Annotated in this window: 26 protein-coding genes; 7 read left to right on the top strand and 19 right to left on the bottom strand. The window is 76.6% G+C overall.

Annotation, left to right across the window (positions count from 1 at the left end; genetic code table 11):
* Window positions 1–23 precede the first annotated feature (23 nt).
* From WA616_RS18685 to WA616_RS18660, 6 genes are all read right to left on the bottom strand, one after another.
* Complete coding sequence (locus WA616_RS18685) at window positions 24–1106, bottom strand: amidohydrolase family protein (RefSeq protein ID WP_336032239.1); 1083 nt, start codon at window positions 1104–1106, stop codon at window positions 24–26.
* Window positions 1103–2671: a signal recognition particle protein gene (gene ffh, locus WA616_RS18680; RefSeq protein ID WP_336032236.1), complete on the bottom strand. Its 1569-nt coding sequence runs from the start codon at window positions 2669–2671 to the stop codon at window positions 1103–1105. The genes WA616_RS18685 and ffh overlap by 4 nt, the downstream gene beginning before the upstream one ends.
* Window positions 2672–2774: 103 nt before the next feature.
* Window positions 2775–2978, bottom strand: a complete 204-nt coding sequence (locus tag WA616_RS18675; protein ID WP_336032234.1) for a hypothetical protein — start codon at window positions 2976–2978, stop codon at window positions 2775–2777.
* Window positions 2979–3064: 86 nt separating this feature from the next.
* Window positions 3065–5431, bottom strand: a complete 2367-nt coding sequence (locus WA616_RS18670) for a [protein-PII] uridylyltransferase (RefSeq protein ID WP_336032232.1) — start codon at window positions 5429–5431, stop codon at window positions 3065–3067.
* Window positions 5432–5530: 99 nt separating this feature from the next.
* On the bottom strand, window positions 5531–5869 hold the full coding sequence (locus WA616_RS18665; RefSeq protein WP_073421809.1) for a P-II family nitrogen regulator: 339 nt from the start codon (window positions 5867–5869) through the stop codon (window positions 5531–5533).
* Complete coding sequence (locus WA616_RS18660; protein WP_336032230.1) at window positions 5866–7206, bottom strand: ammonium transporter; 1341 nt, start codon at window positions 7204–7206, stop codon at window positions 5866–5868. The genes WA616_RS18665 and WA616_RS18660 overlap by 4 nt, the downstream gene beginning before the upstream one ends.
* A 330-nt stretch (window positions 7207–7536) precedes the next feature.
* On the opposite strand from WA616_RS18660, the gene WA616_RS18655 reads away from it, so the two are divergent.
* From WA616_RS18655 to WA616_RS18640, 4 genes are read left to right on the top strand one after another with little or no spacing between them, the layout of a single operon-like run.
* Window positions 7537–8241 carry an energy-coupling factor ABC transporter permease gene (locus tag WA616_RS18655; protein ID WP_073421807.1) on the top strand — a complete coding sequence of 235 codons (705 nt, stop codon included), beginning with the start codon at window positions 7537–7539 and terminating at the stop codon, window positions 8239–8241.
* Window positions 8238–8594, top strand: coding sequence for a PDGLE domain-containing protein (locus WA616_RS18650; protein ID WP_336032227.1), 357 nt, complete (start codon window positions 8238–8240; stop codon window positions 8592–8594). Before WA616_RS18655 ends, WA616_RS18650 begins: the two co-directional genes overlap by 4 nt.
* 2 nt (window positions 8595–8596) lie before the next feature.
* The gene (gene cbiQ, locus WA616_RS18645) at window positions 8597–9376 is read left to right on the top strand and encodes a cobalt ECF transporter T component CbiQ (RefSeq protein WP_336032225.1); all 780 of its coding nucleotides are present in this window, start codon (window positions 8597–8599) and stop codon (window positions 9374–9376) included.
* Window positions 9373–10116 carry an energy-coupling factor ABC transporter ATP-binding protein gene (locus WA616_RS18640; RefSeq protein ID WP_336032222.1) on the top strand — a complete coding sequence of 248 codons (744 nt, stop codon included), beginning with the start codon at window positions 9373–9375 and terminating at the stop codon, window positions 10114–10116. Before cbiQ ends, WA616_RS18640 begins: the two co-directional genes overlap by 4 nt.
* A 13-nt stretch (window positions 10117–10129) precedes the next feature.
* Here the strand turns inward: WA616_RS18640 and ftsY are convergent, their stop codons facing one another.
* Window positions 10130–11362: a signal recognition particle-docking protein FtsY gene (ftsY, locus tag WA616_RS18635; protein WP_073421804.1), complete on the bottom strand. Its 1233-nt coding sequence runs from the start codon at window positions 11360–11362 to the stop codon at window positions 10130–10132.
* A gap of 72 nt (window positions 11363–11434) precedes the next feature.
* On the opposite strand from ftsY, the gene WA616_RS18630 reads away from it, so the two are divergent.
* Complete coding sequence (locus WA616_RS18630) at window positions 11435–13141, top strand: alkaline phosphatase D family protein (RefSeq protein WP_336032218.1); 1707 nt, start codon at window positions 11435–11437, stop codon at window positions 13139–13141.
* Window positions 13142–13153: 12 nt separating this feature from the next.
* Complete coding sequence (locus tag WA616_RS18625; protein ID WP_336032216.1) at window positions 13154–13969, top strand: endonuclease/exonuclease/phosphatase family protein; 816 nt, start codon at window positions 13154–13156, stop codon at window positions 13967–13969.
* A gap of 57 nt (window positions 13970–14026) precedes the next feature.
* Here the strand turns inward: WA616_RS18625 and smc are convergent, their stop codons facing one another.
* The 12 genes from smc to WA616_RS18565 all read right to left on the bottom strand — a co-directional run bounded on the left by smc (window position 14027) and on the right by WA616_RS18565 (window position 26434).
* Window positions 14027–17611, bottom strand: a complete 3585-nt coding sequence (gene smc / locus WA616_RS18620) for a chromosome segregation protein SMC (RefSeq protein ID WP_336032214.1) — start codon at window positions 17609–17611, stop codon at window positions 14027–14029.
* Window positions 17612–17666: 55 nt separating this feature from the next.
* Window positions 17667–17870 (bottom strand): hypothetical protein, encoded by a 204-nt coding sequence (locus WA616_RS18615; protein ID WP_073421800.1) that lies wholly within the window; start codon window positions 17868–17870, stop codon window positions 17667–17669.
* A gap of 149 nt (window positions 17871–18019) precedes the next feature.
* Complete coding sequence (locus WA616_RS18610) at window positions 18020–18295, bottom strand: acylphosphatase (protein ID WP_336032213.1); 276 nt, start codon at window positions 18293–18295, stop codon at window positions 18020–18022.
* Window positions 18292–19167, bottom strand: a complete 876-nt coding sequence (gene mutM, locus WA616_RS18605) for a bifunctional DNA-formamidopyrimidine glycosylase/DNA-(apurinic or apyrimidinic site) lyase (RefSeq protein ID WP_336032211.1) — start codon at window positions 19165–19167, stop codon at window positions 18292–18294. The genes WA616_RS18610 and mutM overlap by 4 nt, the downstream gene beginning before the upstream one ends.
* Before the next feature lie 5 nt (window positions 19168–19172).
* Complete coding sequence (gene rnc, locus WA616_RS18600) at window positions 19173–20000, bottom strand: ribonuclease III (RefSeq protein ID WP_336032209.1); 828 nt, start codon at window positions 19998–20000, stop codon at window positions 19173–19175.
* Window positions 20001–20011: 11 nt separating this feature from the next.
* Window positions 20012–20191: a 50S ribosomal protein L32 gene (gene rpmF, locus WA616_RS18595; protein WP_073421798.1), complete on the bottom strand. Its 180-nt coding sequence runs from the start codon at window positions 20189–20191 to the stop codon at window positions 20012–20014.
* A gap of 2 nt (window positions 20192–20193) precedes the next feature.
* The gene (locus WA616_RS18590) at window positions 20194–20817 is read right to left on the bottom strand and encodes a YceD family protein (protein WP_083628854.1); all 624 of its coding nucleotides are present in this window, start codon (window positions 20815–20817) and stop codon (window positions 20194–20196) included.
* A 105-nt stretch (window positions 20818–20922) separates the two neighbouring features.
* Window positions 20923–21609, bottom strand: a complete 687-nt coding sequence (locus tag WA616_RS18585; RefSeq protein ID WP_073421796.1) for a hypothetical protein — start codon at window positions 21607–21609, stop codon at window positions 20923–20925.
* A complete protein-coding gene (coaD, locus tag WA616_RS18580) occupies window positions 21606–22088 on the bottom strand; it encodes a pantetheine-phosphate adenylyltransferase (RefSeq protein WP_336032204.1) in 483 nt (160 codons plus the stop codon). The genes WA616_RS18585 and coaD overlap by 4 nt, the downstream gene beginning before the upstream one ends.
* A complete protein-coding gene (rsmD, locus tag WA616_RS18575; RefSeq protein ID WP_336032202.1) occupies window positions 22085–22639 on the bottom strand; it encodes a 16S rRNA (guanine(966)-N(2))-methyltransferase RsmD in 555 nt (184 codons plus the stop codon). The genes coaD and rsmD overlap by 4 nt, the downstream gene beginning before the upstream one ends.
* The gene (recG, locus tag WA616_RS18570; RefSeq protein WP_336032199.1) at window positions 22636–24834 is read right to left on the bottom strand and encodes an ATP-dependent DNA helicase RecG; all 2199 of its coding nucleotides are present in this window, start codon (window positions 24832–24834) and stop codon (window positions 22636–22638) included. Before recG ends, rsmD begins: the two co-directional genes overlap by 4 nt.
* A 1-nt stretch (window position 24835) precedes the next feature.
* Window positions 24836–26434: a DAK2 domain-containing protein gene (locus WA616_RS18565; protein ID WP_336032197.1), complete on the bottom strand. Its 1599-nt coding sequence runs from the start codon at window positions 26432–26434 to the stop codon at window positions 24836–24838.
* Between the two features lie 161 nt (window positions 26435–26595).
* Between WA616_RS18565 and rpmB the strand changes: the two genes are divergently transcribed.
* Window positions 26596–26787, top strand: a complete 192-nt coding sequence (rpmB, locus tag WA616_RS18560; RefSeq protein WP_073421792.1) for a 50S ribosomal protein L28 — start codon at window positions 26596–26598, stop codon at window positions 26785–26787.
* Window positions 26788–26819 lie beyond the last annotated feature (32 nt).

Genomic DNA, 26819 nt, shown 5'->3' with positions numbered 1-26819 from the left:
TTTCCCGGCAGCGTCGGGAGCCGTCAGACGACGCGGCCGCGCAGCAGCCGCAGCACCGGCCGCGTGAGGGTGTGCAGGTCGGCGCGCGGGTCGGTGTCGTAGACGACGACGTCTGCCGGGGCGCCCTCCTCGAGCCCGGGCAGCCCGAGCCACGTGCGGGCCGCCCACGACGCCGCGCCCAGCGCCGCCTCGGCCGGGAGCCCCGCCTCGCACAGCGCCCGCACCTCGTCGGCGATCCGGCCGTGCTCGATGCCGCCGCCGGCGTCGGTGCCGGCGAACACCGGCACGCCGGCCTCGTGGGCGGCGCGCACCACGGCGCCCGAGCCCGCGTACAGCCGCCGCATCGTGCTCGCGTACGCCGGGAACCGCTTCTCCCCCGCCGCGGCGAAGCCGGGGAAGTTCTCCACGTTGACCAGCGTGGGGACGACGGCGGTGCCGCGGGCGGCCATCTCGGCCACGAGGTCCTCGGTCAGCCCGGTGCCGTGCTCGACGCAGTCGATGCCCGCGCGGACCAGGTCGGGCAGCGCGTCGGTGCCGAACGTGTGCGCGGTGACCCGCGCGCCCTCCTCGTGGGCCGCGGCGATCGCGGCGGCGACGACGTCGGCCGGCCACTCCGGCGCGAGGTCGCCCACCGAGCGGTCGATCCAGTCGCCGACGAGCTTCACCCAGCCGTCGCCCCGGCGGGCCTGCTCCCGCACCTGCGCGACGAGGTCCTCGGGCTCCAGCTCGACGGCCAGCCCCGGGATGTAGCGGCGGGTGCGGGCCAGGTGCCGGCCGGCCCGGATGATCGTCGGCAGGTCCGGCTCGTCGTCGAGGGCCCGGGTGTCCACGGGCGAGCCGCAGTCGCGCAGCGCCAGCACGCCGGCGTCGCGCTCGGCCACGGCCTGCTCGCGCAGCCCGGCGAGGTCCTCGACGTGCACGCCGCCGCGGCCGATGCCGACGTGGCAGTGCGCGTCGACCAGGCCGGGCAGCAGCCAGCCGCCGCGGGAGACGGTCTCCGCTCCGGGCACCGGCTCGGACGTGAGCCGGCCGTCGCGTACCCACAGGTCCCGGTGCGCGCCCTCGGGGAGGACGACGCCGGAGAGGTGCAGCGCGGGCGCGCTCACCGCCCGGGCCGCTCGTCCCCGAACTTGCTGAAGTCGAGCTTGGACAGGTCCGGCAGCGCCTGGCCGGGCGGCAGCGAGGGCATGCCGCCGGGCAGCTGGCCCGGGAAGCCGGCGCCGGGGGGCAGCCCGGGGGCGCCCATCGGGCGGCGGGCCGGGGCCTTGCCCTTGCCGCCCTTCTTGCCCTTGCCCTTCTTCGACGACTGAGCCTGCATCTGCCGGCCGCGGGCCTTCTTGGACATGGGGCCCATGCCGGGCAGGCCCATGCTGCCGGCCATCTGGCCCATCATCTTCTGGGCCTGGGCGAAGCGCTCCAGCAGCTGGTTGACCTCGGTGACGGTCACGCCGGAGCCGTTGGCGATGCGCACGCGTCGCGAGGCGTTGATGATCTTCGAGTCGACGCGCTCCTGCGGCGTCATCGACCGGATGATCGCCGCGGTGCGGTCGAGGTCGCGGTCGTCGACCTGCTTGAGCTGCTCCTTCATCGCCCCGGCGCCGGGCAGCATGCCGAGCAGGTTGGCGATCGGGCCCATCTTGCGGATGGCCATCATCTGCTCGAGGAAGTCCTCGAGCGTGAAGCCCTCGCGGCTGACGAGCTTGCCGGCCATCTTCTCGGCCTGGTCGGCGTCGAAGGCCTGCTCGGCCTGCTCGATGAGGGTGAGCACGTCGCCCATGCCGAGGATGCGCGAGGCCATCCGCTCGGGGTGGAAGACGTCGAAGTCGGTGAGCTTCTCGCCGGTGGAGGCGAACATGATCGGCTGCCCGGTCACGTAGCGGACCGAGAGCGCGGCACCACCGCGGGCGTCGCCGTCGAGCTTGGTGAGCACGACGCCGGAGAAGCCCACGCCGTCGCGGAACGCCTCGGCGGTGGTGACGGCGTCCTGGCCGATCATCGCGTCGACGACGAAGAGCGTCTCGTCCGGCCGGACGGCGTCGCGGATGCCGGCGGCCTGGGCCATGAGCTCGGCGTCGATGCCGAGGCGGCCGGCGGTGTCGACGACGACGACGTCGTGCATGGTGCGGCGGGCGTGCTCGATCGAGTCGGCGGCCACCCGGACGGGGTCGCCGACGCCGTTGCCCGGCTCGGGGGCGTAGACGTCGACCCCGGCCTGGCCGGCAACGATCGCGAGCTGGTTGACCGCGTTCGGGCGCTGCAGGTCGCAGGCCACCAGCAGCGGGGCGTGGCCCTGGGACTTCAGCCAGCGGCCGAGCTTGCCGGCGAGCGTGGTCTTACCGGAGCCCTGCAGACCGGCGAGCATGATCACCGTCGGCGACTGCTTGGCGAACCGCAGCCGGCGGGTCTCGCCGCCGAGGATCTCGACGAGCTCCTCGTTGACGATCTTGATAACCTGCTGGGCCGGGTTGAGCGCCTGCGAGACGGCGGAGCCGCGCGCCCGCTCCTTGATCGCGGAGATGAAGGCGCGCACCACCGGCAGCGCGACGTCGGCCTCCAGCAGCGCGATGCGGATCTCGCGCGCAGTGGCGTCGATGTCGGCGTCGGTCAGCCGGCCCTTGCCGCGCAGGCCGGTGAAGACCTTGTCGAGGCGGTCGGAGAGTGTCTCGAACACGAGCAGTCCTCAGCAGTCACGGGCGCTGTCGTGGCCCCGACGGGCCGCGCCTCCTGACTCCAGCGTATCGACCCGGGCGGTCCCGCCCCGGCCGTGCGGGCGCTCAGGCCGCGCGGCGCACCGCCGCCCCGACCACGACGTCGAGGCCGCCGAGCAGGAAGGCGGTGCCGCAGTCGGTGCACGCCCACTCGGGGCACTCGCCGCCGTCGGCGGTGTGCCCGTCGGCACACCCGGGCTGCTCGAACACGGTGTCCTCGCCGCAGGTGGGGCAGGGCCAGGTCTGGTACGGCACGGTCTGGTCCGGCACGCGGGCTCCCCTCGCTGTCGGTGGCGGGACCCGTCCGTCCCGCATCTGCCGCGACGGTCGCACGGGCCACCGACAGTCCCGCGCACTCAGCGCGGCGTGTCCCCTCCCCCGCTGTGCGCCGGGTCGGGCACCGCGCCCCGCGCGGCGGCCACCAGCGCCGCCTCCACCCGCCCGCGCTGGGCGGCGTCGATCGGGCAGCCGGCGGGGTTGCTCACGTAGAAGTAGTCGGCGGCGTCGGCCCCGAGCGTCTCGATCCGCGCGGAGGTGACGTCGAGGCCCTCGGCGCCCAGCGCGGCGGTGAGCCGGTAGAGCAGGCCCGCCCGGTCGCCGGCGCGCACCTCGACGATGCTCGTGGCCTCCCCGCTGACCTCCGAGTCGTGCCAGGAGACCCGCGGCGGCGCGGAGCGGGCGGCGTCCTGCCGGTAGTCGGCCTCGCGCTGCCGCAGCCGGTCGGCCAGCGGCAGCGTGCCCTCGAGGGCGGCCCGGACGGCGTCGGCGAGGATCGCCGGCTGCGGCGCCCGCCCGAACCGGGGGCGGACGGCGAACACCGCGGTGGCCCGGCCGCCCGCCACGTTGACCTTCGCGGCGCGCACGTCGAGCTGGTTGAGGGCGAGCACCCCGGCCAGCCGGCTGAACAGGCCCTGCTCGTCGGGGGCACCGATGGTCACCTGCTGGCCGTCGGCGACGTCCTCCACGCCGACGGTCACCGCGCCCTCCCCCGGGCTGGTCACGCTCGGCTCGGTGGGGTGCAGCACCGGCTCGGGCCCCTCGACCGGCGTGCCGCCGAGGTGCGCCTGCACGCGAGCGACGAGGTGGGCGACCAGGTGCGCCTTCCACGGCGACCAGGCCGAGGTGCTGGTGGCCGCGCCGTCGGCCTGCGCCACGGCGTGCAGCAGCTGCAGCACCTGCGCGTCGCGGCCGATGGTGTCGGCGACCCGCTCGATGGTGGCCGGGTCGTCGATGTCGCGGCGGGTGGCGGTGTCGGGCAGCAGCAGGTGGTGGCGCACGAGGGTGCCCACGGTGGCGACGTCGGCCGGGGTGAAGCCCATCCGCGCCGCGATGCCGGCGGCGATCGGCTCCCCGACGACGCTGTGGTCGCCGGGCCAGCCCTTGCCGACGTCGTGCAGCAGTGAGGCGACCAGCAGCAGGTCGGGCCGGTCGACGTCGCGGGTGAGCTCGGCGGCGGCCGCGGCGGCCTCGACCAGGTGCCGGTCGACGGTGAACCGGTGCCACGGGTGACGCTGCGGCAGCGAGCGCACCCGCTCCCACTCCGGCAGCAGGCGGGTGAGCAGGCCCTCCTGGTCCAGCTGCTCGATGACCGGGACGGCGGCGCGGCCGCTGGCCAGCAGCCGCAGGAACGACCAGCGGACCTCCGCGGGCCAGGGCTCCGGCAGCGGCGGCGCGTGCACCGCGAGCACCTTGAGCGTGTAGGGCGACAGCAGCAGGTCCTCGCGGGCGGCGGCGGCCGCGCCGCGCAGCACCAGGCCCGGGTCGGTGGCGGGGCGGGCGTCGCGGGCCAGCACCACCTCGTCGCCCTGCCGGACGACGCCCTCGGCCAGCGGCTCGCGGCGCACCCGGCGGTAGCGGGCGCGCGGGCGGCGGACCAGGGCGGCGTCCACGCGCCGCCAGGTGTCGTCGGCGACGAAGGCCAGCCGCCGGCCGGCGAGGCTGACCTCGCGCAGCAGCACGTCCTCGTCGGGCAGGCCGAGGGCCGCCGCGACCGGCCGCTGCTCCTGGCGGACCAGGACGTCGGTGGGCCGGCCGGCGCGGCGGCGCAGCTCGTCGCGGACGTCGAGCAGGAAGGCGTAGGCGGCCTCGGCCTCCGCGGAGGGCTCGTCGCCGAGCTGGGCGGCGGCGACCGCGCGCAGCACCTGGCCCTCGCGCAGGCCGCCGTAGGCCTCCTTGAGGTCGGGCTCGAGCAGGAACGCCAGCTCGCCGACCTGGCGGGCCCGGCCGCGGCGCAGGTCGCGCAGCTGGGGCAGCAGCCGCGACGCCGACTGGCGCCAGCTGGCGAGCGTGGCGGTGCGCAGCGCGGCGGCCAGCCCGGCGTCGCCGGCGACCGGCCGCGCGTCGAGCAGCCCGAGGCCGGCCTTGACGTCTGTGGAGGCGACCGAGACGGCCTCGGCGACCGAGCGCACGGAGTGGTCGAGCCGGACGCCGGCGTCCCAGATCGGGTACCAGACGGCGTCGGCGAGCGCGGCGACCTCGGGCCGGCCGTCGTGGACGAGCACCAGGTCGAGGTCGGCGTGCGGCGGGGGCTCGCGCCGGCCGAGGCTGCCGACGGCGACGAGCGCGACGCCGTCGGTGCCGGTGCGCGGGGCCGGTGCGCCCCGGCCCTGCCGCGGCGGCGGGGTGCCGGCCACGGCGTCGGCGAGCAGGTCGCCGAGCCACGCGTCGAGCAGCTGCACCCGCCCGGCGCGGGGCAGGTCGGGCAGCGAGGCCAGGTCCGGCACGGTCTCCCCCTCGGTCAGCGGTGCGGGAACGGCGTCGGCCGGGGCGGTGGTCTCCCCACCACCCCGGCCGACGCGACGTGCTCCGGGGTCAGTCCCGGGTCAGAGCGCGTCCTCGCCGCGCTCGCCGGTGCGGACCCGCACGATCTCGTCGATCGTGGTGACCCAGACCTTCCCGTCGCCGATCTGGCCGGTGGAGGCCGACTCGACGACGGCGTCCACCACCCGGGCGGCCTCGATCTCGCCGACGACGACCTCGATGCGGACCTTGGGGACGAAGTCCACCTGGTACTCCGCGCCGCGGTAGACCTCGGTGTGGCCGCGCTGGCGGCCGAAGCCCTGGACCTCGCTGACGGTGAGCCCGGTGATCCCGATCAGCTCGAGGGCGTTCTTCACGTCGTCGAGCTTGAAGGGCTTGATGATGGCGGTGACGAGCTTCATGCCCGGACCCCTTCCGTGGTCTTCGGCGTGGTGGCCTGGGAGAGGGCGGACCCGCTGCCCCCACCGAGGCTGGTGAAGTCGTACCCGGACTCGGCGTGCACGACGGTGTCGATCCCGGCCACCTCGTCCTCCTCGCTGACGCGGAAGCCCATGGCGGCCTTGACCAGGGTCCCGATGACGTAGGTCAGCACGAAGGAGAACACGAGCACCGCGCCGGCCCCGACGGCCTGCCGCCAGAGCTGGTCGACGCTGCCGCCGAAGAAGAGGCTCTCCACGCCGGCGGGGGCGTCGGGGTCGGCCAGGAAGCCGATGGCCAGGGTGCCCCACAGGCCGCCCACGAGGTGCACGCCGACGACGTCGAGCGAGTCGTCGTAGCCGAGGCGGTACTTCAGGCCGACGGCGAGGGCGCACAGCGCGCCGGCGATGACGCCCACGATGATCGCGCCGACCGGCGAGACGGCGGAGCAGGCGGGGGTGATGGCGACCAGGCCCGCGACGGCGCCGGAGGCGGCACCCAGCGAGGTGGCGTGGCCGTCGCGCAGCTTCTCGGTGACCAGCCAGCCGAGGACCGCGGCGCCGGTGGCGGCGAGGGTGTTGACCCAGACGACGGCGGCGGTGTTGTTGGCCGCGAGCGCGGAGCCGGCGTTGAAGCCGAACCAGCCGAACCACAGCAGGCCGGCACCGAGCATGACCAGCGGCAGGTTGTGCGGGCGCATCGCCTCGCGGCCGAAGCCGCGCCGCTTGCCGAGCACCAGGGCCAGGGCCAGGCCCGCGGCGCCGGCGTTGATGTGCACCGCGGTGCCGCCGGCGAAGTCGATGGCGGCCAGGTCGTTGGCGATCCAGCCGCCGGTGTGGGTGACCGCGCCGTCGTCGTCGGTGAGGGTGAAGTCGAAGACCCAGTGCGCGACCGGGAAGTAGACGACGGTGGCCCAGATGCCGGCGAAGACCATCCAGGAGCCGAACTTGGCGCGGTCGGCGATGGCGCCGGAGATCAGGGCGACGGTGATGATCGCGAAGACCGCCTGGAAGCCGACGAAGGCCATCGAGGGCAGGCCGCCGGCCTCGCTGGTGGTGTCCTCCATCAGGCCCTTGAGGCCGAAGAACTCGCCGGGGTCGCCGAGCAGGCCCAGGCCGACGTCGTCGCCGAAGGCGAACGAGTAGCCGTAGAGCACCCAGAGCACCGTGATCAGGGCGAGGGCGCCGAAGCTCATCATCATCATGTTGAGGACGCTCTTCGCGCGGACCATGCCGCCGTAGAAGAGCGCCAGGCCAGGGGTCATCAGCAGCACGAGGGCCGCGCTGGTGAGGATCCAGGCGGTGTCGCCGGTGTTGACCACGGCAACCTCCTGAGGTGGGTCGTGGGCCGTCGGCCGCAACGAGGACGGGCCCCGGCGGGCCGGGGTCGGGGCGGGTCGCGGTCGCTGCCCTCCCTGGCGGCGACGCGGCGTTCACGGTGCCGGGGCGGTGTTTCCAGGGACGTCGTCGCCGCGTTTCCGGGCGGTGAACTCCCGTTCGCGTGTCCCGCACCCGTGTGACGGCCGTGTTGCACGCCCCGCGGGGAGGTGCGACCGGGCGGATCTGCGAGGGCGGTGCACCTGCAAGCGATGTGCAATAAGGTGCCCGTCGGGTCGGCACCGGGCCGGTCCTCTCAGCCTGCGGAGGTCCGCGTGCACGTCCCCGACGGGTTCCTCGACGCCCCGACGTCGGTGGCCACCGGCGCCGTGGCCGCCGGGACCGTGGCCCTCGCCCTGCGCGGCGCGCGCCGCGAGCTCGACGAGCGCACCGCTCCCCTGGCCGGCCTCACGGCCGCCTTCGTCTTCGCCGTCCAGATGGTCAACTTCCCGGTCGGCGCCGGCACCAGCGGCCACCTGATCGGCGGCGCGCTCACCGCCGTGCTGGTCGGGCCGTGGACGGCGGTGCTCTGCATGACCGTCGTCCTGCTGGTCCAGGCCGTCCTGTTCGCCGACGGCGGGCTCACCGCCCTCGGCACGAACGTGACGCTCATGGGCCTGGTGGCCGTGGCCGCCGGCTACGGCGTCTTCCGGCTGCTCGTGCGGCTGCTGCCCCGCACGCGCTCCGGGGTGCTCGGCGCCGCGGGCGCCGGCGCCTTCCTGTCGGTGCCGGCCGCGGCGCTGGCCTTCGTCGGGCTGTTCGCCGCCGGCGGCGTCGCCGACGTCCCGCTCGGCACGGTGCTCGCCGCCATGGGCGGGATCCACCTGCTCATCGGCATCGGCGAGGCCGTCATCACCGTCGCCGTGCTCACCGCGGTGCTGTCGGTGCGGCCGGACCTGGTGCACGGCGCCCGGCACCTGCGCCGCCCCGCCGACCTCGCCACCCGCCCGGGCCTGCGCGCCGAGGGGGCCCTCCGATGAGCGGCCCTGCGACGAGAGGCACCGCGACGAGCGGCACCGCGACGAGGAGCCGGCGCGCGTTCTGGATCGCCGGGCTCGTGGTCACCCTGGTGGTCGCCGGGTTCGTCAGCTACTACGCGAGCGCGCACCCCGACGGGCTGGAGTGGGCCGCCGGCGAGAGCGGCTTCGCCGACACGGCCCGCGACAGCGCCGTCGCCGGCTCCCCGCTGGCCGACTACGGCGTCGAGGGCGTCGACGACGGCCGGCTGTCGGGCGGGCTGGCCGGCGTCATCGGCGTCGCGGTCACCCTCGTGCTCGCCGGCGGCCTCACGCTGGTGCTGCGCCGCCGCACCGGCACCGCCGACCGGGACTGAGCGTGGGCGCCGGGCACGGCGGCCCGCTCGGCTCGGCCTACGTCGCGCGCGACACCGTCGTCCACCGGCTGCCGGCGCACGTGGCGCTGGTCGCCGTCGTCGCGTTCGCGCTGGTCGTGGTCGCCACACCGGTGCGGGCGGCCTGGGCGCCGGCCTACGCCGGGTACGCCGTCCTGGTGCTGGGCGCCGCCGCGCTGGCCCGCGTCCCGGCCGGCCGGCTGCTGCGCGGCCTGGCGGTGGAGCTGCCGTTCGTCGTGTTCGCGCTGCTGCTGCCGGTCGTGGCCCGCGGCCCGCGCGTGGAGGTCCTCGGGCTGTCGCTGTCGGAGAGCGGGCTGGTCGCCGCGGGCGGCCTGCTGGCCAAGGCGACGCTGTCGGTGCTCGCGGCCACGGTGCTCGCCGCCACCACCACGCCGCAGGACCTCGTCCGCGGGATGCAGCGGCTGCGGCTGCCGGCGGTGCTCGTGCAGATCCTGTCGTTCATGGTCCGCTACGCCGACGTCGTCGCCGGAGAGCTGCGCCGCATGCGGGTGGCCCGGGAGTCGCGCGGCTTCCGCGGCCGCGGCCCCGGCGCGCTGAAGGTCGTCGCCGGCACCGCGGGGGCGCTGTTCGTGCGGTCCTACGAGCGCGGCGAGCGGGTGCACCTGGCGATGCTGTCCCGCGGCGGGGACGGCCGGCTGCCCGCCGGGCCCGCCCTCGCCGTGCCCGCGCGCACCTGGCTGACCGGGCTGGCGCTCCCCCTGTCGGCGGCGGCCCTGCTGGCGGCGGGGATGCTCGGGGCGTGAGTACCCCGCCGTCCCTCCTCGTGGAGGACCTGGCCTTCGCCTACCCCGACGGGCACCAGGCGCTGTTCGGCGTCGACCTGCGCCTCGAGCGCGGCGAGCGGGTGGCGCTGCTGGGGCCCAACGGGGCCGGCAAGACGACGCTGGTGCTGCACCTCAACGGCATCCTCGCCGGGGGCCGCGGGCGGGTGAGCGTGGCCGGGCTGCCGGTGGGGAAGCGGAACCTGCCGGAGGTCCGCCGCCGGGTCGGCATCGTGTTCCAGGACCCCGACGACCAGCTGTTCATGCCGACCGTCGGCGAGGACGTCGCCTTCGGCCCGCGCAACCTGGGCCTGCCCGAGCCGGAGGTGGCCGCCCGCGTGGCCGCGGCGCTGGACCAGGTGGGCATGGCCGGGTCGGCCGACCGCCCGCCGCACCACCTGTCGTTCGGCCAGCGCCGCCGGGTCGCCGTCGCCACCGTGCTGTCCATGCACCCGGAGGTGCTCGTGCTCGACGAGCCCTCCTCCAACCTCGACCCGGCCGGGCGGCGCGAGCTCGCCGAGGTCCTCACCGGCCTGCCGGTGACCATGCTGATGGTCACCCACGACCTGCCCTACGCCCTGCAGCTGTGCCCGCGCTCGGTGGTGCTCGACGGCGGCGTCGTGGTCGCCGACGGCCCGACCCGCGAGGTGCTCGCCGACGCCGACCTGCTGGCCGCGCACCGGCTCGAGCTGCCCTACGGGTTCGACCCCTCGCGGGCCTGAGCCCCCGGCGGCCTCAGTCGGCGCCGCCGACGAGGCCCTCGGCGAAGGCCTCCGGCTCGAACGGCGCGAGGTCGTCGGCGCCCTCGCCGAGCCCGATGAGCTTCACCGGGATGCCGAGCTCGCGCTGCACGGAGACGACGATGCCGCCCTTCGCGGTGCCGTCGAGCTTGGTGAGCACGACGCCGGTGACGTCGACGGCCTGCGTGAACACCCGCGCCTGCACGATGCCGTTCTGGCCGGTGGTGGCGTCGAGGACCAGCAGCGTCTCGGTGACGGGGCTGACCTTCTCCACGACCCGCTTGATCTTGCCGAGCTCGTCCATGAGGCCGGACTTGGTGTGCAGCCGGCCGGCGGTGTCGACGACGACGGTGTCGACCTCCGCCTCCACGCCGGTGCGGGCCGCCTCGAACGCCACCGACGCCGGGTCGGCGCCCTCGCGGCCGCGCACGGTCATCACGCCCACCCGCTCGCCCCAGGTCTCGAGCTGGTCGGCGGCCGCGGCGCGGAAGGTGTCGGCGGCGCCCAGGACGACGCTGCGGCCGTCGCCGACGAGCACGCGGGCGATCTTGCCGACCGTCGTCGTCTTGCCGGCGCCGTTGACCCCGACCACGAGGAGCACCCCGGGGCGGCCCTCGCGGCGGTCGGTGCCGAGCGTGCGGTCGAGGTCGGGGCCGAGGACGGCGGTGAGCTCGCGGACCAGCAGCGCGCGCAGGTCGGCCGGGGTCGCGGTGGCCAGCACCATCGACTGGGTGCGCAGCCGCTCGACGATCTGCGTGGTCGCGGCGACGCCGACGTCGGCGGCCAGGAGGGTCTCCTCGACCTCCTCCCAGTCGTCCTCGGTGAGCCGCTCGCGGGCGAGCACGGTGAGCAGGCCGCGGCCGAGGGAGGACTGCGAGCGGGCCAGCCGCGAGCGCAGCCGCACCAGCCGGCCGGCCGACGGCGGCGGGGTCTCGAAGACGAGGCCCGGCTCCGGGACGGCGGGCGGCAGGTCGACCGTGGGCGGCGCCTCGGGCGCGACGGCGTCGGGCTCGGCCGGCGCGAGGCCCAGCCCGGACGCCGTGGCCCCGGCCGGGCGGTCCTCCGGGGGCGCCGGCGGCGCGGCGGGCGGCCGCGGGCGGGTGAGCGTCGTGCCCGCGACGGCGTCGTCGTCGAGCCGGGTGGTGCGGCGGCCCCGGCCGACCAGCAGGCCCACCCCGGCGACCAGGGCCACGAGGACGATCGCGATCGCGATCAGCACGAACTCCATGCCGCCCAGTCTCCCAGCCGCCGCACGGCGGGCTCTGGGCGGAACCCGGGTGCGTGGAGCACGCTGGGCGGCGTGACGTTCCCCGCGGGAGACAGCCCCGCCCTGCTGCTCGGGCCGCTGCTGCGCCACGTCGACCCGGTGTCGGCCACGGTGTGGGTGGAGACCGACCGACCCTGCACCGTCGACGTCCTGGGGCGCACCGCGCGCACCTTCCGCGTGGGCGGCCACTGGTACGCGCTCGTCGTCGTCGAGGGCCTGGAGCCCGGCAGCACCACCCCCTACGAGGTCCGCCTCTCCGCCGACGGCACCGACGGCGTCCGGGTGTGGCCCGAGGAGAGCTCCCCGTTCCCGCCCAGCCGGATCCGCACCCCCGGCCGGCCCGGCCCGTTCCGGCTGGCCTTCGGCTCCTGCCGCTACGCCGCGCCGAGCACCGTCGACCTCGGCGAGGGCATCCCGCCCGACGCGCTCGACGCCTACGCCCAGCGGGTGGCCGACCTCCCCGAGGAGGAGTGGCCCGACGCGCTGGTGCTGCTCGGCGACCAGGTCTACGCCGACGAGCTGACCTCGGCCACGCGCGCCTGGCTCACCGTGCACCGCGGCGAGCCGGTGCCCGAGGACGCGCAGGTGCGCGACCGCGAGGAGTACACGCGGCTGTACGCCGAGTCCTGGATGGACCCGCAGGTGCGCTGGCTGCTGTCGACGATCCCGTCGTCGATGGTCTTCGACGACCACGAGATGATCGACGACTGGAACACCTCGGCGGCGTGGCGGCGGCAGGTGACGGCCACCGACTGGTGGGCCGAGCGGATCACCGGCGGGCTGGTCAGCTACTGGGTGCACCAGCACCTGGGCAACCTCAGCCCGGCCGAGCTCGCCGCCGACCGCACCTGGCAGGCGGTGCTCGCCCTGCCCGAGGGCACCGACGCCGAGCCGCTGCTGCGCGAGATGGCCGTCGCCGCCGACCGCGAGCCTCGGACGGTGCGCTGGAGCTACGTGCGCCACTGGGGCGACGCGCGGCTGGTCATGGTCGACAGCCGGGCCGGCCGGGTCCTCGACGAGCAGGGCCGCCGCATGGTCGACGACGACGAGTTCGCCTGGATCGAGGACCAGATGCGCCAGGCGGTCGCCGACGGCGTCGACCACCTGCTGGTCGGCACCTCGCTGCCGTGGCTGCTCCCCCACGCCATCGACTCGATCGAGCGGGTGGACGAGGCGGTCGCCGTCCGGCACGAGGGCCGGTGGCGGGGAAAGGCCGCCGAGGCGCTGCGCCAGGCCGCCGACCTGGAGCACTGGGCCGCCTTCGGGCACAGCTTCGACCGGCTCGCGGCCGCGCTGCTCGCCGTCGCCCGCGGGGAGCACGGCCGCGCCCCGGCGACCGCGCTGGTGCTCTCCGGCGACGTCCACCACGCCTACGCCGCCGAGGTGGTCTCCCCCGGCGGCCTCACCGGCCGGGTGCACCAGCTGACCGTCTCCCCGCTGCACAACCAGGCGCCGCACCCCATCCGCGTCGGGTTCCGGATCGGCTGGAGCCGGTGGGCGCGGCGGTTCACCGCCGCGGTCGCGCGGGCAGCGCGGGTGCGGCCGCCGTCGGTGGAGTGGGCCAAGGCGGCGGGCCCCTTCTTCGGCAACCAGGTCGGCGAGCTGGTGCTCGAGGGCCGGCAGGCGCGCTTCGTGCTGCACGTGAGCGACCACCGCCCCGACGGCGAGGAGTGCCTGCAGCAGGTGCTCGACCTGCCGCTGGCCGACCCGGTCCCGGCGACGGTGCCCGCGCAGGGGTGACAGGCTGACGGGGTGACCGACCCCTCCGGCGTGAAGCCCGCCCCCGGTCCCGACCAGCCGCCCATCCCGGTGCGGCTGGTCACCTTCAACACCCACCACGGGGTGGGCGACGACCGCCGGCACGACCTGCCGCGGCTGGCCAAGGTGCTGGCCGCCGCCGACGCCGACGTCATCTGCCTGCAGGAGGTGGACCGGCACTTCGGCGACCGCAGCGAGGACGTCGACCAGGCGCTGCTGCTGTCCCGCGCGCTGGACATGCAGCTGGCGTGGGGCCCGGCGATCGACGAGGAGCGGCCGGGCGACGCCCCGCGCCGCCAGTACGGCAACGCGCTGCTGTCGCGGCTGCCGATCCTGGTCAGCGACGTGCACCCGCTGCCGGGCACCGGCGAGCCGCGCAGCGCCCTGCGCACGCTGGTCGAGCTCGACGGCGGCGCGCTGTGGGTGACCACCACGCACCTGACCACCCGGTCGGCCGAGGAGCGGGCCCGGCAGGTGCAGCTGCTGCGCGACCTGCACACCGACTCGATGGAGACCGGCGTGGTGGTCGGCGACCTCAACGCCGCCCCGGACGCGCCCGAGCTGTCGGCGCTGCGGTCCGACTTCTCCGACGCGTGGACCCTCGCCGGCGACCGCGACGACCAGGCCCGCTGGCGGTTCTGGCAGCGCGACGAGGGCCACACCCACCCGGCGCGCGCGCCGCACGTGCGCATCGACCAGGTGTGGGTGACCCCGGGCATCCAGGTGGCCGCGGCCCGCGTGCTCGACGGCGCCGGCGCGTCGGACCACCTGCCGCTCGTGGTCGACCTGCTGGTCCCCTCCGGCGTCTGAGGCCAGGCATAGGAAGCTATCCGCACGTTCTCGCGCCCGAGACGTGCGAACAGCTTCCTATGCCTGGGCCGGGTCGGGCTCGCGCAGCCGCTGGCTGATGACGCCGGTGATGCCGTCGCCGCGCATGCTCACGCCGTAGAGCGCGTCGGCGATCTCCATCGTGCGCTTCTGGTGGGTGATGACGATGAGCTGCGACGTCGCCCGCAGCTGCTCGACCAAGGTGAGCAGCCGGCCCAGGTTGACGTCGTCGAGCGCCGCCTCCACCTCGTCGAGCACGTAGAACGGCGAGGGCCGCGCCCGGAAGATGGCCACCAGCAGGGCGACGGCGGTCAGCGAGCGCTCGCCGCCGGACAGCAGCGACAGCCGCTTGACCTTCTTGCCGGGCGGGCGCGCCTCGATCTCCACGCCGGTGGTGAGCATGTCCTCGGGGTCGGTGAGCACCAGCCGGCCCTGACCGCCGGGGAACAGCGTCGCGAAGACGCCCTCGAACTCGCGGGCGACGTCGGCGAAGGCCGCGGCGAACACGTCGTGGATGCGCCCGTCGACCTCGCGGACGACGGTGAGCAGGTCGCGGCGGGTGGCCTTGAGGTCCTCCAGCTGCGTGGCGAGGAAGGTGTGCCGCTCCTCCAGGGCCGCGAACTCCTCCAGCGCCAGCGGGTTGACCCGGCCGAGCGTGACCAGGTCGCGCTCGGCCTGCGCGGCGCGGCGCTCCTGGGTGGCGCGGTCGTAGGGCAGCGGCCCGGGCGCGGGCTCCCCTGCCGCCTCCGCGGCGGCGAGCCGGGCGGGCGAGGGCGGCACCGGAGCGGCCGGGCCGTACTCGGCGACCAGCGTGGGCAGGTCGACGCCGAACTCCTCGGCGGCCCGCTCCTCCAGGGCCTCGATGCGCAGCCGCTGCTCGGCGCGGGCCACCTCGTCGCGGTGCACCTCGTCGGTCAGCCGCTCGAGCTCGGCGGTGGCCGCGCGGACGCGGGTGCGCACCTCGAGCAGCTCGGCCTCGCGGGCGCTGCGCTGCCGGGCCAGCTCGTCGCGCTCGGCGGCGGCGCGGGCCAGCGACGTCGCCAGGGCGGTCAGGGCGTCCTCCGCGCCGGCGCGCACCCGGGTGGCGACCTCGGCGCCCCGCCGGCGGGCCAGGGCGGCCGCCGCGGCGCGCTCGCGGGCGGCGCGCTCCTGCCGGGCCTGCCGGCGCAGCGCCTCGGCGCGGCCCGACAGCGCCCGGGCGCGCTCCTCGGCGGTGCGGACGGCCAGCCGGGCCTCGGTCTCGGCCTGCCGGGCGGCGGCGACCTCCAGCCGCAGTCGGTCGCGCTGCCCCGGGTCGGGCTCCTCCGCCGCGGGCGCCGCCTCGGCCTCGGTCAGCCGCGCCTCGAGCTCGGCGAGCCCGGTGGCCGACTCCTCCAGCGCCCGCTCGGCCCGACGCCGGGCGGCGTCGGAGCGGTCGGCCTCGGCGGCGGCCGAGCGGGCGGCGGCGCCCAGCTCGGCGAGCTCGGCGGCCAGCTTCGACCGGGTGCGGTCGGCGTCCCGGCGGGCGGCCTGCGCGGCCTCGACGTCGGCCGAGCGGGCCTGCGCGGTCTCCCGGGCGGCGGCCAGCCGCGCGGCGAGGTCGGCGGCGCGGTCGGCCGCGGCGGCGTGCTCGCGCTCGGCCTCGTCGACCCGCGCCCGCACCTCCAGGCCCGACGGCGCCTCCGCGGCGCCGCCGGAGGCGCGGTCGGCGGCGACCAGGTCGCCGTCGACGGTGACCGCGCGGACGGTCGGGTGGGCCCCGACGAGCGCGGCCGCCGCCCCCAGGGTCGGGACGACCACGACGCCGTGCAGCGCCCGGGCCAGGGCCGGCCGCAGCTCCCCGGGCGCCTCGACGAGGTCGACCGCCCAGCGCAGGCCCTCGGGCAGCGCGGGCTCCCCGGCGCGCGACGGCGCGGCCGGGCCGCCGCTGACCAGCAGCGCGGCCCGGCCGCCGCCGACGTCGCGCAGGTGCGCCAGCGCGTCGGCGGCGCCGGTGACCCCGGCGACGGCGACGGCCTCGGCCAGCCCGCCGAGCGCCGCGGCCAGGGCCACCTCGGCGCCCGGGGCGACGGTGATCCGCTCGGCGACCGGCCCGAGCACGCCGGCCAGCGCGCCGGAGGTCCCGGCGGCGAGCACGGCGGCGGCGCCGTCGGCCGGGGCGAGGCCCTGCGCGAGCGTGTCGCGGCGGGCGGCCCAGGAGGCGCGGTCGCGCTCCGCGGCCCGCTCGGCGTCGGCCAGCTCGGTGACCGCGCGGGCCGCGGCGGTCCGGGCGGCGACGGCGTCGGCGTGCGCGGTGACCAGCGCGACGTCCTCGTCGTCGGCGTCGCCGGTGCCGGCGCGGCGCTCGTCGAGCCGGGCCTGCGCGGCCTCGGCGCGGGCGGCGGCCTCCGCGGCGGCCTGCGCCAGCCGCTGCGCCTCGGCCTGCCCGGCGGCGGACCGGGAGCGCGCGGCGGCGACCTTCCCCGACAGGCGGGCCAGGCCCTCGCGGCGGTCGGCGATCGCCCGGGTGGCCACGACCCAGGCGCGCTCCTCGGCCGCGAGCGCCTCCTCCAGCTCCGTGCGGGCGGCGACGGCGGCCGACAGCCGGCCGCGCTCGGCCGCGAGGCCGGCGGCCAGCTCGGCCTCGGTCGCGTCGACGCGGTCGGCCTCGGCCTCGAGCTGCTCGGGGTCGCGCCCGCCGGTGCCGCCGGGGACGGGGGCCGAGAGGTGCCGGGAGCGCTCGGCGGCCAGCGAGGCGATGCCGCGGAAGCGCTCGGTCAGCGCGGACAGCCGGTACCAGGTGTCCTGCGCGGCGCCCAGGCGCGGGGCGTCGGCGGCCTGGGCGGCGTCGAGGTCCGCCTCCCGGCGCGCGACGCCGGCGAGCTCGGCCTCGACGACGGCGCGGCGGGCGCGGGCCGCGGCCTCATCGGCGACGTCCTTGTCGAGCGCGTCGCGCAGGCCCACCAGGTCGTCGGCGAGCAGCCGCAGGCGCGCGTCGCGCAGGTCGGCCTGCACGCCGGCGGCGCGGCGGGCCACCTCGGCCTGGCGCCCGAGCGGCTTGAGCTGGCGGCGCAGCTCGGCGGTGAGGTCGGCCAGCCGGTCGAGGTTGGCCTGCATCCCGTCGAGCTTGCGGAGCGCCTTCTCCTTGCGCTTGCGGTGCTTGAGGACGCCGGCGGCCTCCTCGATGAAGGCCCGGCGGTCCTCGGGGCGGCCGGAGAGGACGGCGTCGAGCTGGCCCTGGCCGACGATGACGTGCATCTCGCGGCCGATGCCGGCGTCGCTGAGCAGCTCCTGCACGTCGAGCAGGCGCACCTTGTCGCCGTTGATCTCGTACTCGCTCTCGCCGGAGCGGTACATGCGGCGGGTGACCGACACCTCGGTGTAGTCGATCGGCAACGCGCCGTCGGCGTTGTCGATGGTGAGCGTCACCTCGGCGCGGCCGAGCGCGGAGCGCCCGGCGGTGCCGGCGAAGATGACGTCCTCCATCTTGCCGCCGCGCAGGGACTTCGCGCCCTGCTCGCCGAGCACCCAGGCGATGGCGTCCACGACGTTGGACTTGCCCGAGCCGTTCGGCCCGACGACGGCGGTGATGCCCGGCTCCAGGCGCAGCGTCGTCGCGGACGCGAAGGACTTGAAGCCCTTGAGCGTCAGGCTCGACAGGTGCACGGGAGGGAGGCTCTCACCCGGCGGCGGATCCGCGCGCCGGGTGGTGGTGCAGGTGTTACGCGAGCGCCGGCGCGGTGGTGTCGCCGGCCATGCTCAGCAGCTCGGAGGCGATGACGGCGTCGCGGGCGGCGTCGCGCTGGGCGCGCAGCTCGCCGAGCTCCTGCTCCAGGCGGCGCACCTTCGCGCGCAGCGCCGCGTTCTCCTCGAGTACGCGGAGCTCCGCGGGCGACACGACGGAACCGAACAGGGCCTTGGCCATGGCGACAGCGGCCTTTCGACAGCGGGAGGGGTGCCCGCCGCCCCGGGAAGTCGGTCGGCGCGGGCTCGGTGCCTCCAGGGTGACAGCACCCGACACGCAGGTCAACGGCCACACTGGACACCTCCCGTGTCGGGTGGATGTCGTCTTCGTCACGCCGTGGTGAAGCCCTGTCCCCCCTGCACCGCGCGGTCCTCGGACACCACGCCGGTGACCGAACCGGGCGCGCGCGGCCCGTCGAGCGCGGCGACGACGGCCCGGACGTCGTCGGCCGGCCCCTCCAGCTCGACCTCGACGCGCCCGTCGGGGAGGTTGCGCGCGGACCCCGCCAGCCCCGCCGCGTCGGCCAGGCCGCGGACGAACCAGCGGTAGCCGACGCCCTGCACGATGCCGCTGACCAGCACGCGCACCCGCACGTCCGGGCTCACGACCGCCTCGCGCGCGGGCGCGGCTGGCACTGCGGGCAGCTGTAGCTCGAGCGGTTCATGAACGACTCCCGGATGATCGCCGTCCCGCAGCGCGGGCAGGGCCGGTCGAGCTGGCCGTAGACGGCGAGGAAGCGGGAGAAGTAGCCGCTCTGCCCGTTGACGTCGACGTAGAGCGAGTCGAAGGACGTGCCGCCCTGGGCGAGCGCCTCGCCGAGCACGCTGCGCACGCCGTCGAGCAGGTCGCCGACCTGGGCGCGGGTCAGCCGGTCGGTGGGCCGCGCGCCGTGCAGCCGGGCCCGCCACAGCGACTCGTCGGCGTAGATGTTGCCGACACCGCCGATCAGCGTCTGGTCCAGCAGCGCCCGCTTGACCTCGGTCCGCCGCCGCCGCAGCGCCGCGCTGAAGCCGGCCTCGTCGAAGGAGGGGTCCAGCGGGTCGATGGCGATGTGCGCGAGGCGCGACGGGATCCGCTCCCCGTCCGCGTCCTCCACCGCCAGACCGCCGAACGTGCGCTGGTCGACGAAGCGCAGCTCGCGCCCGCCGTCGGTGAAGGTGAACCGGGCGCGCAGGTGGGTCTCGTCGGGCTGGCTGCGCTTCTCGACGAGCAGCTGCCCGCTCATGCCGAGGTGGGCGACCACCGCCCGGCCGGAGGGGGCGCCGTCGGGCTCGGTGAGCGGCAGCCACAGGTACTTGCCGCGGCGGTGCGCGGCGGCGACGGTGCGGCCGGTCACGGCCCCGACGAAGTGCTCGGCGCCCTCGAGGTGCCGGCGGACGGCGCGCGGGTGGTGCACCTCGACCGTGGCCACGGTGCGGCCGGCGACCCAGCGCTCGAGACCGCGCCGGACCACCTCGACCTCGGGCAGCTCGGGCACGGGGGCTACTCCACGGGTGGCGCGACCGGGCCGCCCGCCGGGTCCGCATCCAGGTCGGCCGCCGGGTCCGCCGCGGGGCCCTCGCTGGAGACGGCCTGCCAGGCGGCCTCGGCGGCCTCCTGCTCGGCGGCCTTCTTGGTGCGGCCGCTGCCGGTGCCCCGGAGGACGCCGGCCAGCGACACCGACGCGGTGAACGTCTTGGCGTGCGGCGGGCCCTCGTCGGTGACGTCGTAGACCGGGGCGCCGAGGCCCCGGGCGGCACCGAGCTCCTGCAGGCTGGTCTTCCAGTCCAGGCCCGCGCCGCGCTTGGCCGACTCGACCAGCAGCGGGTCGAACAGCCGGTGCACGATCGCCGCCGCGGCGTCGAGGCCGAGACCCAGGTGGATCGCGCCGATCAGCGCCTCGAGCGCGTCGGCGAGGATCGAGTCCTTCTCCCGGCCCCCGGTGGTCTCCTCGCCGCGGCCCAGCAGCAGGTGCGGGCCGAGGCCGCCGGCGCCGAGCCGCCGGGCGACGCCGGCCAGCGAGGTCATGTTGACCACCGACGCCCGCAGCTTCGCCAGCCGGCCCTCGGGCAGGTCGGGCTGGCTGCGGTAGAGCTCGTCGGTGACGACCAGGCCGAGCACGGCGTCGCCGAGGAACTCCAGGCGCTCGTTGGTCGGCAGGCCGCCGTTCTCGTAGGCCCAGGAGCGGTGGGTCAGCGCCAACGCCAGCAGGCCGCCGGGCAGCTCGACGCGGAGTGCGTCGAGCAGCCAGGCGGCTGCTCGGTCGGCGTGCGCCTGACCCGCCGGCGACCCGCCCTCGGGGACCACCGGCGTGCGGGCGGCGCTGCCCACGGACGCCGTCGTCAGACGGAGAGGACCTGGCGGCCGGCGTGCTGGCCGCAGTTCGGGCAGGCCTGGTGCGGCGGCTTGAGCTGACCGCAGGCGCGGTTCGGGCAGGGGCTGAGCGTGGGGGCGCTCGCCTTCCACTGCGACCGGCGGGCGCGGGTGTTGGCGCGGGACATCTTCCGCTTCGGGACGGCCACGGTCAGTTCTCCTCAGGGTCGTCCGGACGGTCGGTGACCGCTCCGGTGGTGAGTCGGCCGGCGAGGCCGGCCCAGCGGGGGTCGACCAGCTCGTGCGAGTGGTCGGCCGGGAGGTCGTCGATGCGCTGGCCGCAGCCGGAGCACAGGCCCGCGCAGTCGTCGGTGCAGGTGGGCGAGAGCGGGAGGGCCAGGACGACGGTGTCGCGGACCATCGGCTCGAGGTCGATGCGCTCGCCCTCGACGAGGCGGACCTCGTCCTCCTCGCTCGTGGCCTCGGTGGTGCTGCCCGGGTAGGCGTAGAGCTCCTGGACGTCGAGCTGGAGCGAGTCGTGGACCGGCTCCAGGCAGCGGGCGCACTGGCCCTCGACCGGGACCTCGACGTCGCCGGAGACCAGCACGCCCTCCATCACCGACTCCAGGCGCAGGCGCAGGTGCACCGGGGCGCCCTCGGGGACGCCGACGAGCTCGAGCCGCCACCCGTCGGGTGCGGGGACCGTCCGGTCGAGCTCCTGCATGGAGCCCGCCCGGCGGCCGAGCTCGCGCAGCTCCACGGCCCAGGGGTTGGCGGCGGGACGCCGGGCGTCGGGGCTCGCGGCGCCGGGGCGGCGGGATGGGGCGGCAGGCATGTCGGTACTCGCGGTCGTCAGGAGGAGGGGATCCGGTCCGGGGAGGTCACCGGTGGACCAGCAACCGAGACTACCCGATCCTGCCGGGGTGCCGTCCGGCCCCGCTCAGTCGCGCAGGGTCTCCCGGGCCTTCTCCACCGAGCGCAGCATCCGCTCCAGGGTGGAGCCGAAGTCGGCGAGGCGGGTGTCGACGTACTCGTCGACCTCCGTGCGCATGCGGGTGACCTCCGCGACGGTCTGCGCGCCGAGCTCGTCGGAGCGGGCGACGGCGCCGCGGTAGACCTCGGTCTCGGTGACCAGGCGCTCGTGCTCGGCCTGCGCGACGGCGAGCAGCTCCGCCTGCTGGGCCTCGGCGTCGGCCAGCACCGCCGCGTGGTGGTCGCGGGCCTCGGCCAGCAGCCGGTCGGCCTCGGCCTCGGCCTGCTCGAGCAGCTCGTCGGCCTCGGCCTGCGCGCGGGCGAGCAACTCGTCGCGCTGGCGGCGGGCCGTGCCGAGGATCTCCTCGCGCTGGCGGCGGGCGCCGGCGACGAGCCGGTCGGCCTCCTCGCGGGTGCGGCCGGTCAGCTGCTCGGCCTCGGCCTGCGCCTGCTCGAGGATCTCGGTGCGCTGCTCGACGATCGCGCCGGCGGCGTGCACCTCGTCGGGGAGGTTCTCCCGGAGGTCGTCGAGCAGGTCGAGCAGCTGGTCGCGCGGCAGGATGCACGAGCCCGACATGGGCACGCTGCGCGCGTTCTCGATCAGCCGGCTGAGCTCGTCGACGGTCTCGTAGAGCCGGTAGACGACCTCGGTCACGCCGAACCGTCCCGCTTGGCGAGCAGCCGGTCGAGGACGGCCTTCGGGACCAGCCGGGACACGTCGCCGCCGAAGGTGGCGATCTGCTTGACCAGGCTGGAGGACAGGTGCCCGACCTGCGGAGCGGTGGGCACGAACAGCGTCTCGATGCCCGCGAGCTCGCGGTTCATCTGCGCCATCTGCAGCTCGTACTCGAAGTCGCCGACCGCCCGCAGCCCCTTGACCACCACCGGGATGTCGTGGCTGCGGCAGTAGTCGACGAGCAGCCCGCTGAAGCTGTCGACGACGACGTTGGGCAGGTCGGCGACCGCCTCGCGCAGCAGCTCCATGCGCTCGTCGACGCTGAACAGGCCGGCCTTGCCGGGGTTCACCAGCACGGCGACCACCAGCTCGTCGTACAGCCCGGCGGCCCGCGCGATCACGTCGACGTGGCCGTTGGTGACCGGGTCGAACGACCCGGGACACACCGCTCGCCTCACGGGAGGCGACCGTACCGGAGCAACGCCTCTCCGTAGCGGCGGTCGCGGATCCCGGTGAGCGGTGTCGGCCACTCCCACGGCTCCTCGCGGGCGGACCGCTCGACGACGACCACCGCTCCCGGAGCCAGCCACTCCCCCGTGACCAGCGCCCCCAGGACGCCGAGCACCTCGGCGACGGGGACGGCGTAGGGCGGGTCGGCGAGCACGAGGTCGAAGCGGGCCGGCGGCGCGCCGCCGACCACGGTGGGCACCGAGCCCGCCACCACCCGCGCGCCGGGCAGCCCGACGGCGGCGACGTTGGCGCGCAGCACCGGCAGCACCCGCGGCCCGTTCTCGACCAGCACCACCGACGCGGCCCCGCGGGAGAGCGCCTCGAGGCCCAGCGCGCCCGACCCGGCGTAGAGGTCGAGGACGGTGGCGCCGTCGAGGTCGAGCAGCGTGCCGAGGCTGTTGAACAGGCCCTCGCGGGCGCGATCGCCGGTGGGCCGGACGCCGCTCGGCGGCACCGTGAGCCGCCGCCCGCCGGCCGCCCCGGAGATCAGGCGCGTCATGCCTTCTCGAGGTACTCGGCGCGCTCGTCGGTGGCCAGCGCCGCCACCTCCATCGCCAGGCCCGGGTGGTCGGCCAGGCCGCGGTCGGTGGCCAGCAGCGCGGTGGCCTCGGTGCGCGCGGCGGCGATGAGCTCCTCGTCCTCCAGCAGCGAGAGCATCCGGATGCCGGAGCGGCGGCCGGACTGCGCGGCGCCCAGCACGTCGCCCTCGCGACGGGTCTCGAGGTCCAGGCGGGCGAGCTCGAACCCGTCGGAGGTGCCGGCGACGGCGGCCAGCCGCTGCCCGGTCGACGTCGTCTCGCGGGCCTCGGTGACCAGCAGGCACAGCCCGCGGTGCTTCCCCCGGGCGACGCGGCCGCGCAGCTGGTGCAGCTGGCTGACGCCGAACCGGTCGGCGTCCATGACGACCATCACCGTGGCGTTGGGCACGTCGACGCCGACCTCGACGACGGTGGTGGCGACGAGCACGTCGACCTCGCGGGCGGCGAAGGCGCGCATCGTCGCCTCCTTGGCCTCCGGCGTCATCCGGCCGTGCAGCACCGCGAGGCGCAGGCCGGCCAGCGCCCCCTCGTCGAGCGCGCGCGCGACGTCGAGGACGGCCAGCGGCGGGCGCCGGTCGTCGTCGCCGCCCTTCGCGTCCCCGGGCGCGCCGTCGGCGTCGTCGGGTGCGTCGGTCTCGTCGTCCCCGGTCTCGTCGTCGCCGATCCGCGGGCAGACGACGTAGGCCTGCCGGCCGGCGGCGACCTCCTCGCGCAGCCGCTCCCAGGCGCGGTCGAGCCAGGTCGGCTTGTCGGCGACCGGTACCACGGAGCTGGCCACGCCCCCGCGGCCGCTGGGGAGCTGGCGCAGGACGGAGGTCTCGAGGTCGCCGTAGACGGTCATGGCCACGGTGCGCGGGATCGGCGTGGCCGTCATGACCAGCACGTGCGGCGGCCGCTCACCCTTGGCGCGCAGCGCGTCGCGCTGCTCGACGCCGAAGCGGTGCTGCTCGTCGACGACGACGAGGCCGAGGTCGGCGAACTCGACGCCCTGCTGCAGCAGCGCGTGGGTGCCGACGACGATGCCGGCGCTGCCGTCGGCGACCGCGGCCCGGGCGGCGCGACGGGGCGCGGCCTTGAGCGAGCCGGTGAGCAGCACGACCTTCGTGCCCGCGGGGTCGCCGTCGAGCTCGCCGGCGCGGGCGAGCGGGCCGAGCATCGCGGAGATGCTGCGCGCGTGCTGCGCGGCCAGGACCTCGGTGGGCGCCAGCAGCGCCGCCTGCCCGCCGGCGTCGACGACCTGGGCCATCGCCCGCAGCGCCACGACGGTCTTGCCCGACCCGACCTCGCCCTGCAGCAGGCGGTGCATCGGCTGGTCGCGGGACAGCTCGGCGGCCAGCTCCTCCCCCACCTCGCGCTGCCCCTCGGTGAGGGAGAACGGCAGGGCGGCGTCGACGGCGTCGAGCAGCCCGCCGGACCGGCGCGGGCGGGCGGTGCCCGGCTCCAGGGCGGCGGCCCGGCGGCGGGCGGCGAGCACCAGCTGCAGGGTGAGCGCCTCGTCCCACTTCAGCCGGTCCTGGGCGCGCTCGACGTCCTCGGCGGAGGTGGGCCGGTGGACGTCGAGCAGGGCGGCGGCGAGGCTGAGCAGCCCGTGCCGGGAGCGCAGGTCCTCGGGCAGCGGGTCCTCGACGAAGCCGAACCCGCCGGTGGCGTCGAGCAGCAGCTTCACCGACTTCTGGATCACCCAGCTCGAGACGTCCTTGCTCGCGGGGTAGATCGGGATGAGCGCGCGGGCCCAGTCCTCGTCGTCGTCGCCGGTGATGAGGTGGAAGTCGGGGTGCGCGAACTGCTTGGAGTTGCGGTACTCGCCGACGGTGCCGGCGAACAGCCCCCAGGAGCCCTCCTCGAGCTTCCCGAACTTCCGGTTGAAGAAGACGAGCTGCATCTGCCCGGCGCCGTCGCCGACGGTGACCTCGGTGAGCGTCCCGGGGCGGTTGCGCATCCGCCGGCTGGTGACCTTGCGGACCTGCGCGAGCACGGTGACGCGGTCGCCGACCTGCAGGTCGTCGAGGCGGGCGATCTCGCCGCGGCGGGCGTAGCGGCGCGGGTAGTGGCGCAGCAGGTCGCGCACGGTGCGCAGGTCCAGCGACTCGGCCATGGCCTTGGCCGTCTTCGCGCCGAGCACGCGGGAGAGGTCGGTCTCCAGGGTGACCGCCACGTCACTCCACCCCGATCTGCAGCGGGACCGCGGCCCCGCTCTCGTAGCGCACCACCTCGACGGTCGGGTGCGCGGCGGCCAGGTGTGCGCAGGCGGCGTCGCCGAGCGCGGGGTCGGGGCCGACGAGCACGGTGGCCATCTCCCCGCCGGCCGACAGCAGCCGGTCGAGCAGGTCGCAGGCGACGGCGGCGAGGTCGGCGCCGATGACCACGACGTCGCCCTCGGCCGACCCGAGGACGTCGCCCGGGCGGCAGGGGCCCGCGCTGGTCAGCGCCTCCTGCTCGGCGACGGCGACCTCGGCCCAGCGGGTGGCCGCCGCGGCCTCGGCCATGCCGATGACGTCGTCGCCGAACCGGCGGCCGGGGTCGGCGACCGCGACGGCGGCCAGCCCCTGCACCGGCGACCGGGTGGGCACGACGGCGACGTCGCGGCCGAGCTCCCTGGCGCGCTCGGCGGCGCGGGAGGCGGCCGGGGTGAGCGCCGGGTCGTTGGGCAGCAGCACCACCTCGGCGGCGGCGGAGGCGACCACCTCGGCGAGGACCTCGTCCTCGGTGACACCGTCGGGACCGCAGGTGACCGCCCGCACGCCCTCCCCGGCGAACAGCAGCGCCAGCCCGTCGCCCGGGACGACGGCGACCACGGTGCGCCGCCAGGGCACCGGCTCGGCCGGCCGCACCGGCGCCAGCGGCGTGACGCTGATCCCGTGCGGGCGTCCGGCCTCGATGCCGGCCTCGATGGCCGCGCCGACGTCGGAGGTGTGCACGTGCACGTTCCACTGCCGGCCGGTGGGGGTGTCGACGCCGACGACGACCAGGCTGTCGCCGAGCGCGGCCAGCCGCCGGTGCAGGACGGCGACGGCGGCCTCGTCGGCGTCGGCGAGCAGGTACTGCACCTCGCTGCCCGGGCCTGGCGGCGGCTGGTGCGGGACGTGGCCGTGTCCGTGCCCGGCCCGCTGCGGGCGGCGGTGCAGCGGCGGGCGGGCGGGCTCGACGCCGGTGACCGTGGTGACCAGCGCGTCGAGGACCAGGCACAGGCCCGCGCCGCCGGCGTCGACCACGCCCGCGGTGCGCAGCACGTCGAGCTGGCCGGGGGTGGCCTCCAGCGCCGCGCGGGCGCCGTCGGCGGCGGCGGTGACGACGTCGGCCAGGGCGGTGCCGCCCGCGGTGACGGCGGCGCACGCGGCCGCGGCGCCGGCCCGCGCCACGGTGAGGAAGGTGCCCTCCTCGGGGTCGGCCACCGCCGAGTAGGCGCCGTCGGCGGCCTGCTGCAGCGCGGCGGCCAGCGCCGGGCCGTCGGCGGGACCGGCGCCGGCGAGGGAGTCCGACAGGCCGCGCAGCAGCTGCGCGAGGATCGTGCCGCTGTTGCCGCGGGCGCCGAGCACCGCGCCCCGCGACAGCGCCGTCCAGGCGGGCTCCGCGGGGCCCGCGGCCTCCAGCGCGGCGACCGCGGCCTGCGCGGTCAGCAGCAGGTTGGTGCCGGTGTCGCCGTCGGGCACCGGGAAGACGTTGAGCTCGTCGATGCGGTCGCGGGCCTCGGACAGCGCGGCGACCGCGGTGCGGCACCACTGACCGACCGCGGCGTCGTCGAGCGCCTGCAGCACGGGCGGAGGGTACCCACGGACGACGACGGTCCCGTTCCCCGCGACGGGGGTCCCGGGCCTCGGCGACACCCGCGCGCCGGACCGGTTAGGATGGTCGACGGTCTAGCGGTCGCCGTCGGTGCGCCGCCGTCTTTCGAACGATTCTCTGGGAGTGATCCACCGTGGCTGCCGTGTGCGATGTCTGTGGCAAGGGGCCCGGTTTCGGTATGTCGGTGTCGCACTCGCACCGCCGCACGCCGCGCCGTTGGAACCCGAACATCCAGTCGGTGCGGGCGCTCGTCGCCCCCGGCAACCGCAAGCGGATCAACGCCTGCACCTCGTGCATCCGCGCGGGCAAGGTCGTCCGCGCCTGATCGCGCCGCCCCCGTGCGGGGGCGGGGTCCGA

This window comes from Geodermatophilus sp. FMUSA9-8, from assembly GCF_037034165.1.
GTDB classification, from domain to species: domain Bacteria; phylum Actinomycetota; class Actinomycetes; order Mycobacteriales; family Geodermatophilaceae; genus Geodermatophilus; species Geodermatophilus nigrescens.
Note: the sequence above shows the minus strand (reverse complement) of the source record. Positions and strands in the feature narration are given on the sequence as shown.

What these genes read in the sequence shown, in the direction of transcription:
- WA616_RS18665 (WP_073421809.1), bottom strand. Translation starts at nt 5,869, where the DNA reads ATGAAGCTCGTCACCGCCATCATCAAGCCCTTCAAGCTCGACGACGTG.
- WA616_RS18650 (WP_336032227.1), top strand. Translation starts at nt 8,238, where the DNA reads ATGAGCGGCCCTGCGACGAGAGGCACCGCGACGAGCGGCACCGCGACG.
- ftsY (WP_073421804.1), bottom strand. Translation starts at nt 11,362, where the DNA reads ATGGAGTTCGTGCTGATCGCGATCGCGATCGTCCTCGTGGCCCTGGTC.
- WA616_RS18615 (WP_073421800.1), bottom strand. Translation starts at nt 17,870, where the DNA reads ATGGCCAAGGCCCTGTTCGGTTCCGTCGTGTCGCCCGCGGAGCTCCGC.
- WA616_RS18590 (WP_083628854.1), bottom strand. Translation starts at nt 20,817, where the DNA reads ATGCCTGCCGCCCCATCCCGCCGCCCCGGCGCCGCGAGCCCCGACGCC.
- rsmD (WP_336032202.1), bottom strand. Translation starts at nt 22,639, where the DNA reads ATGACGCGCCTGATCTCCGGGGCGGCCGGCGGGCGGCGGCTCACGGTG.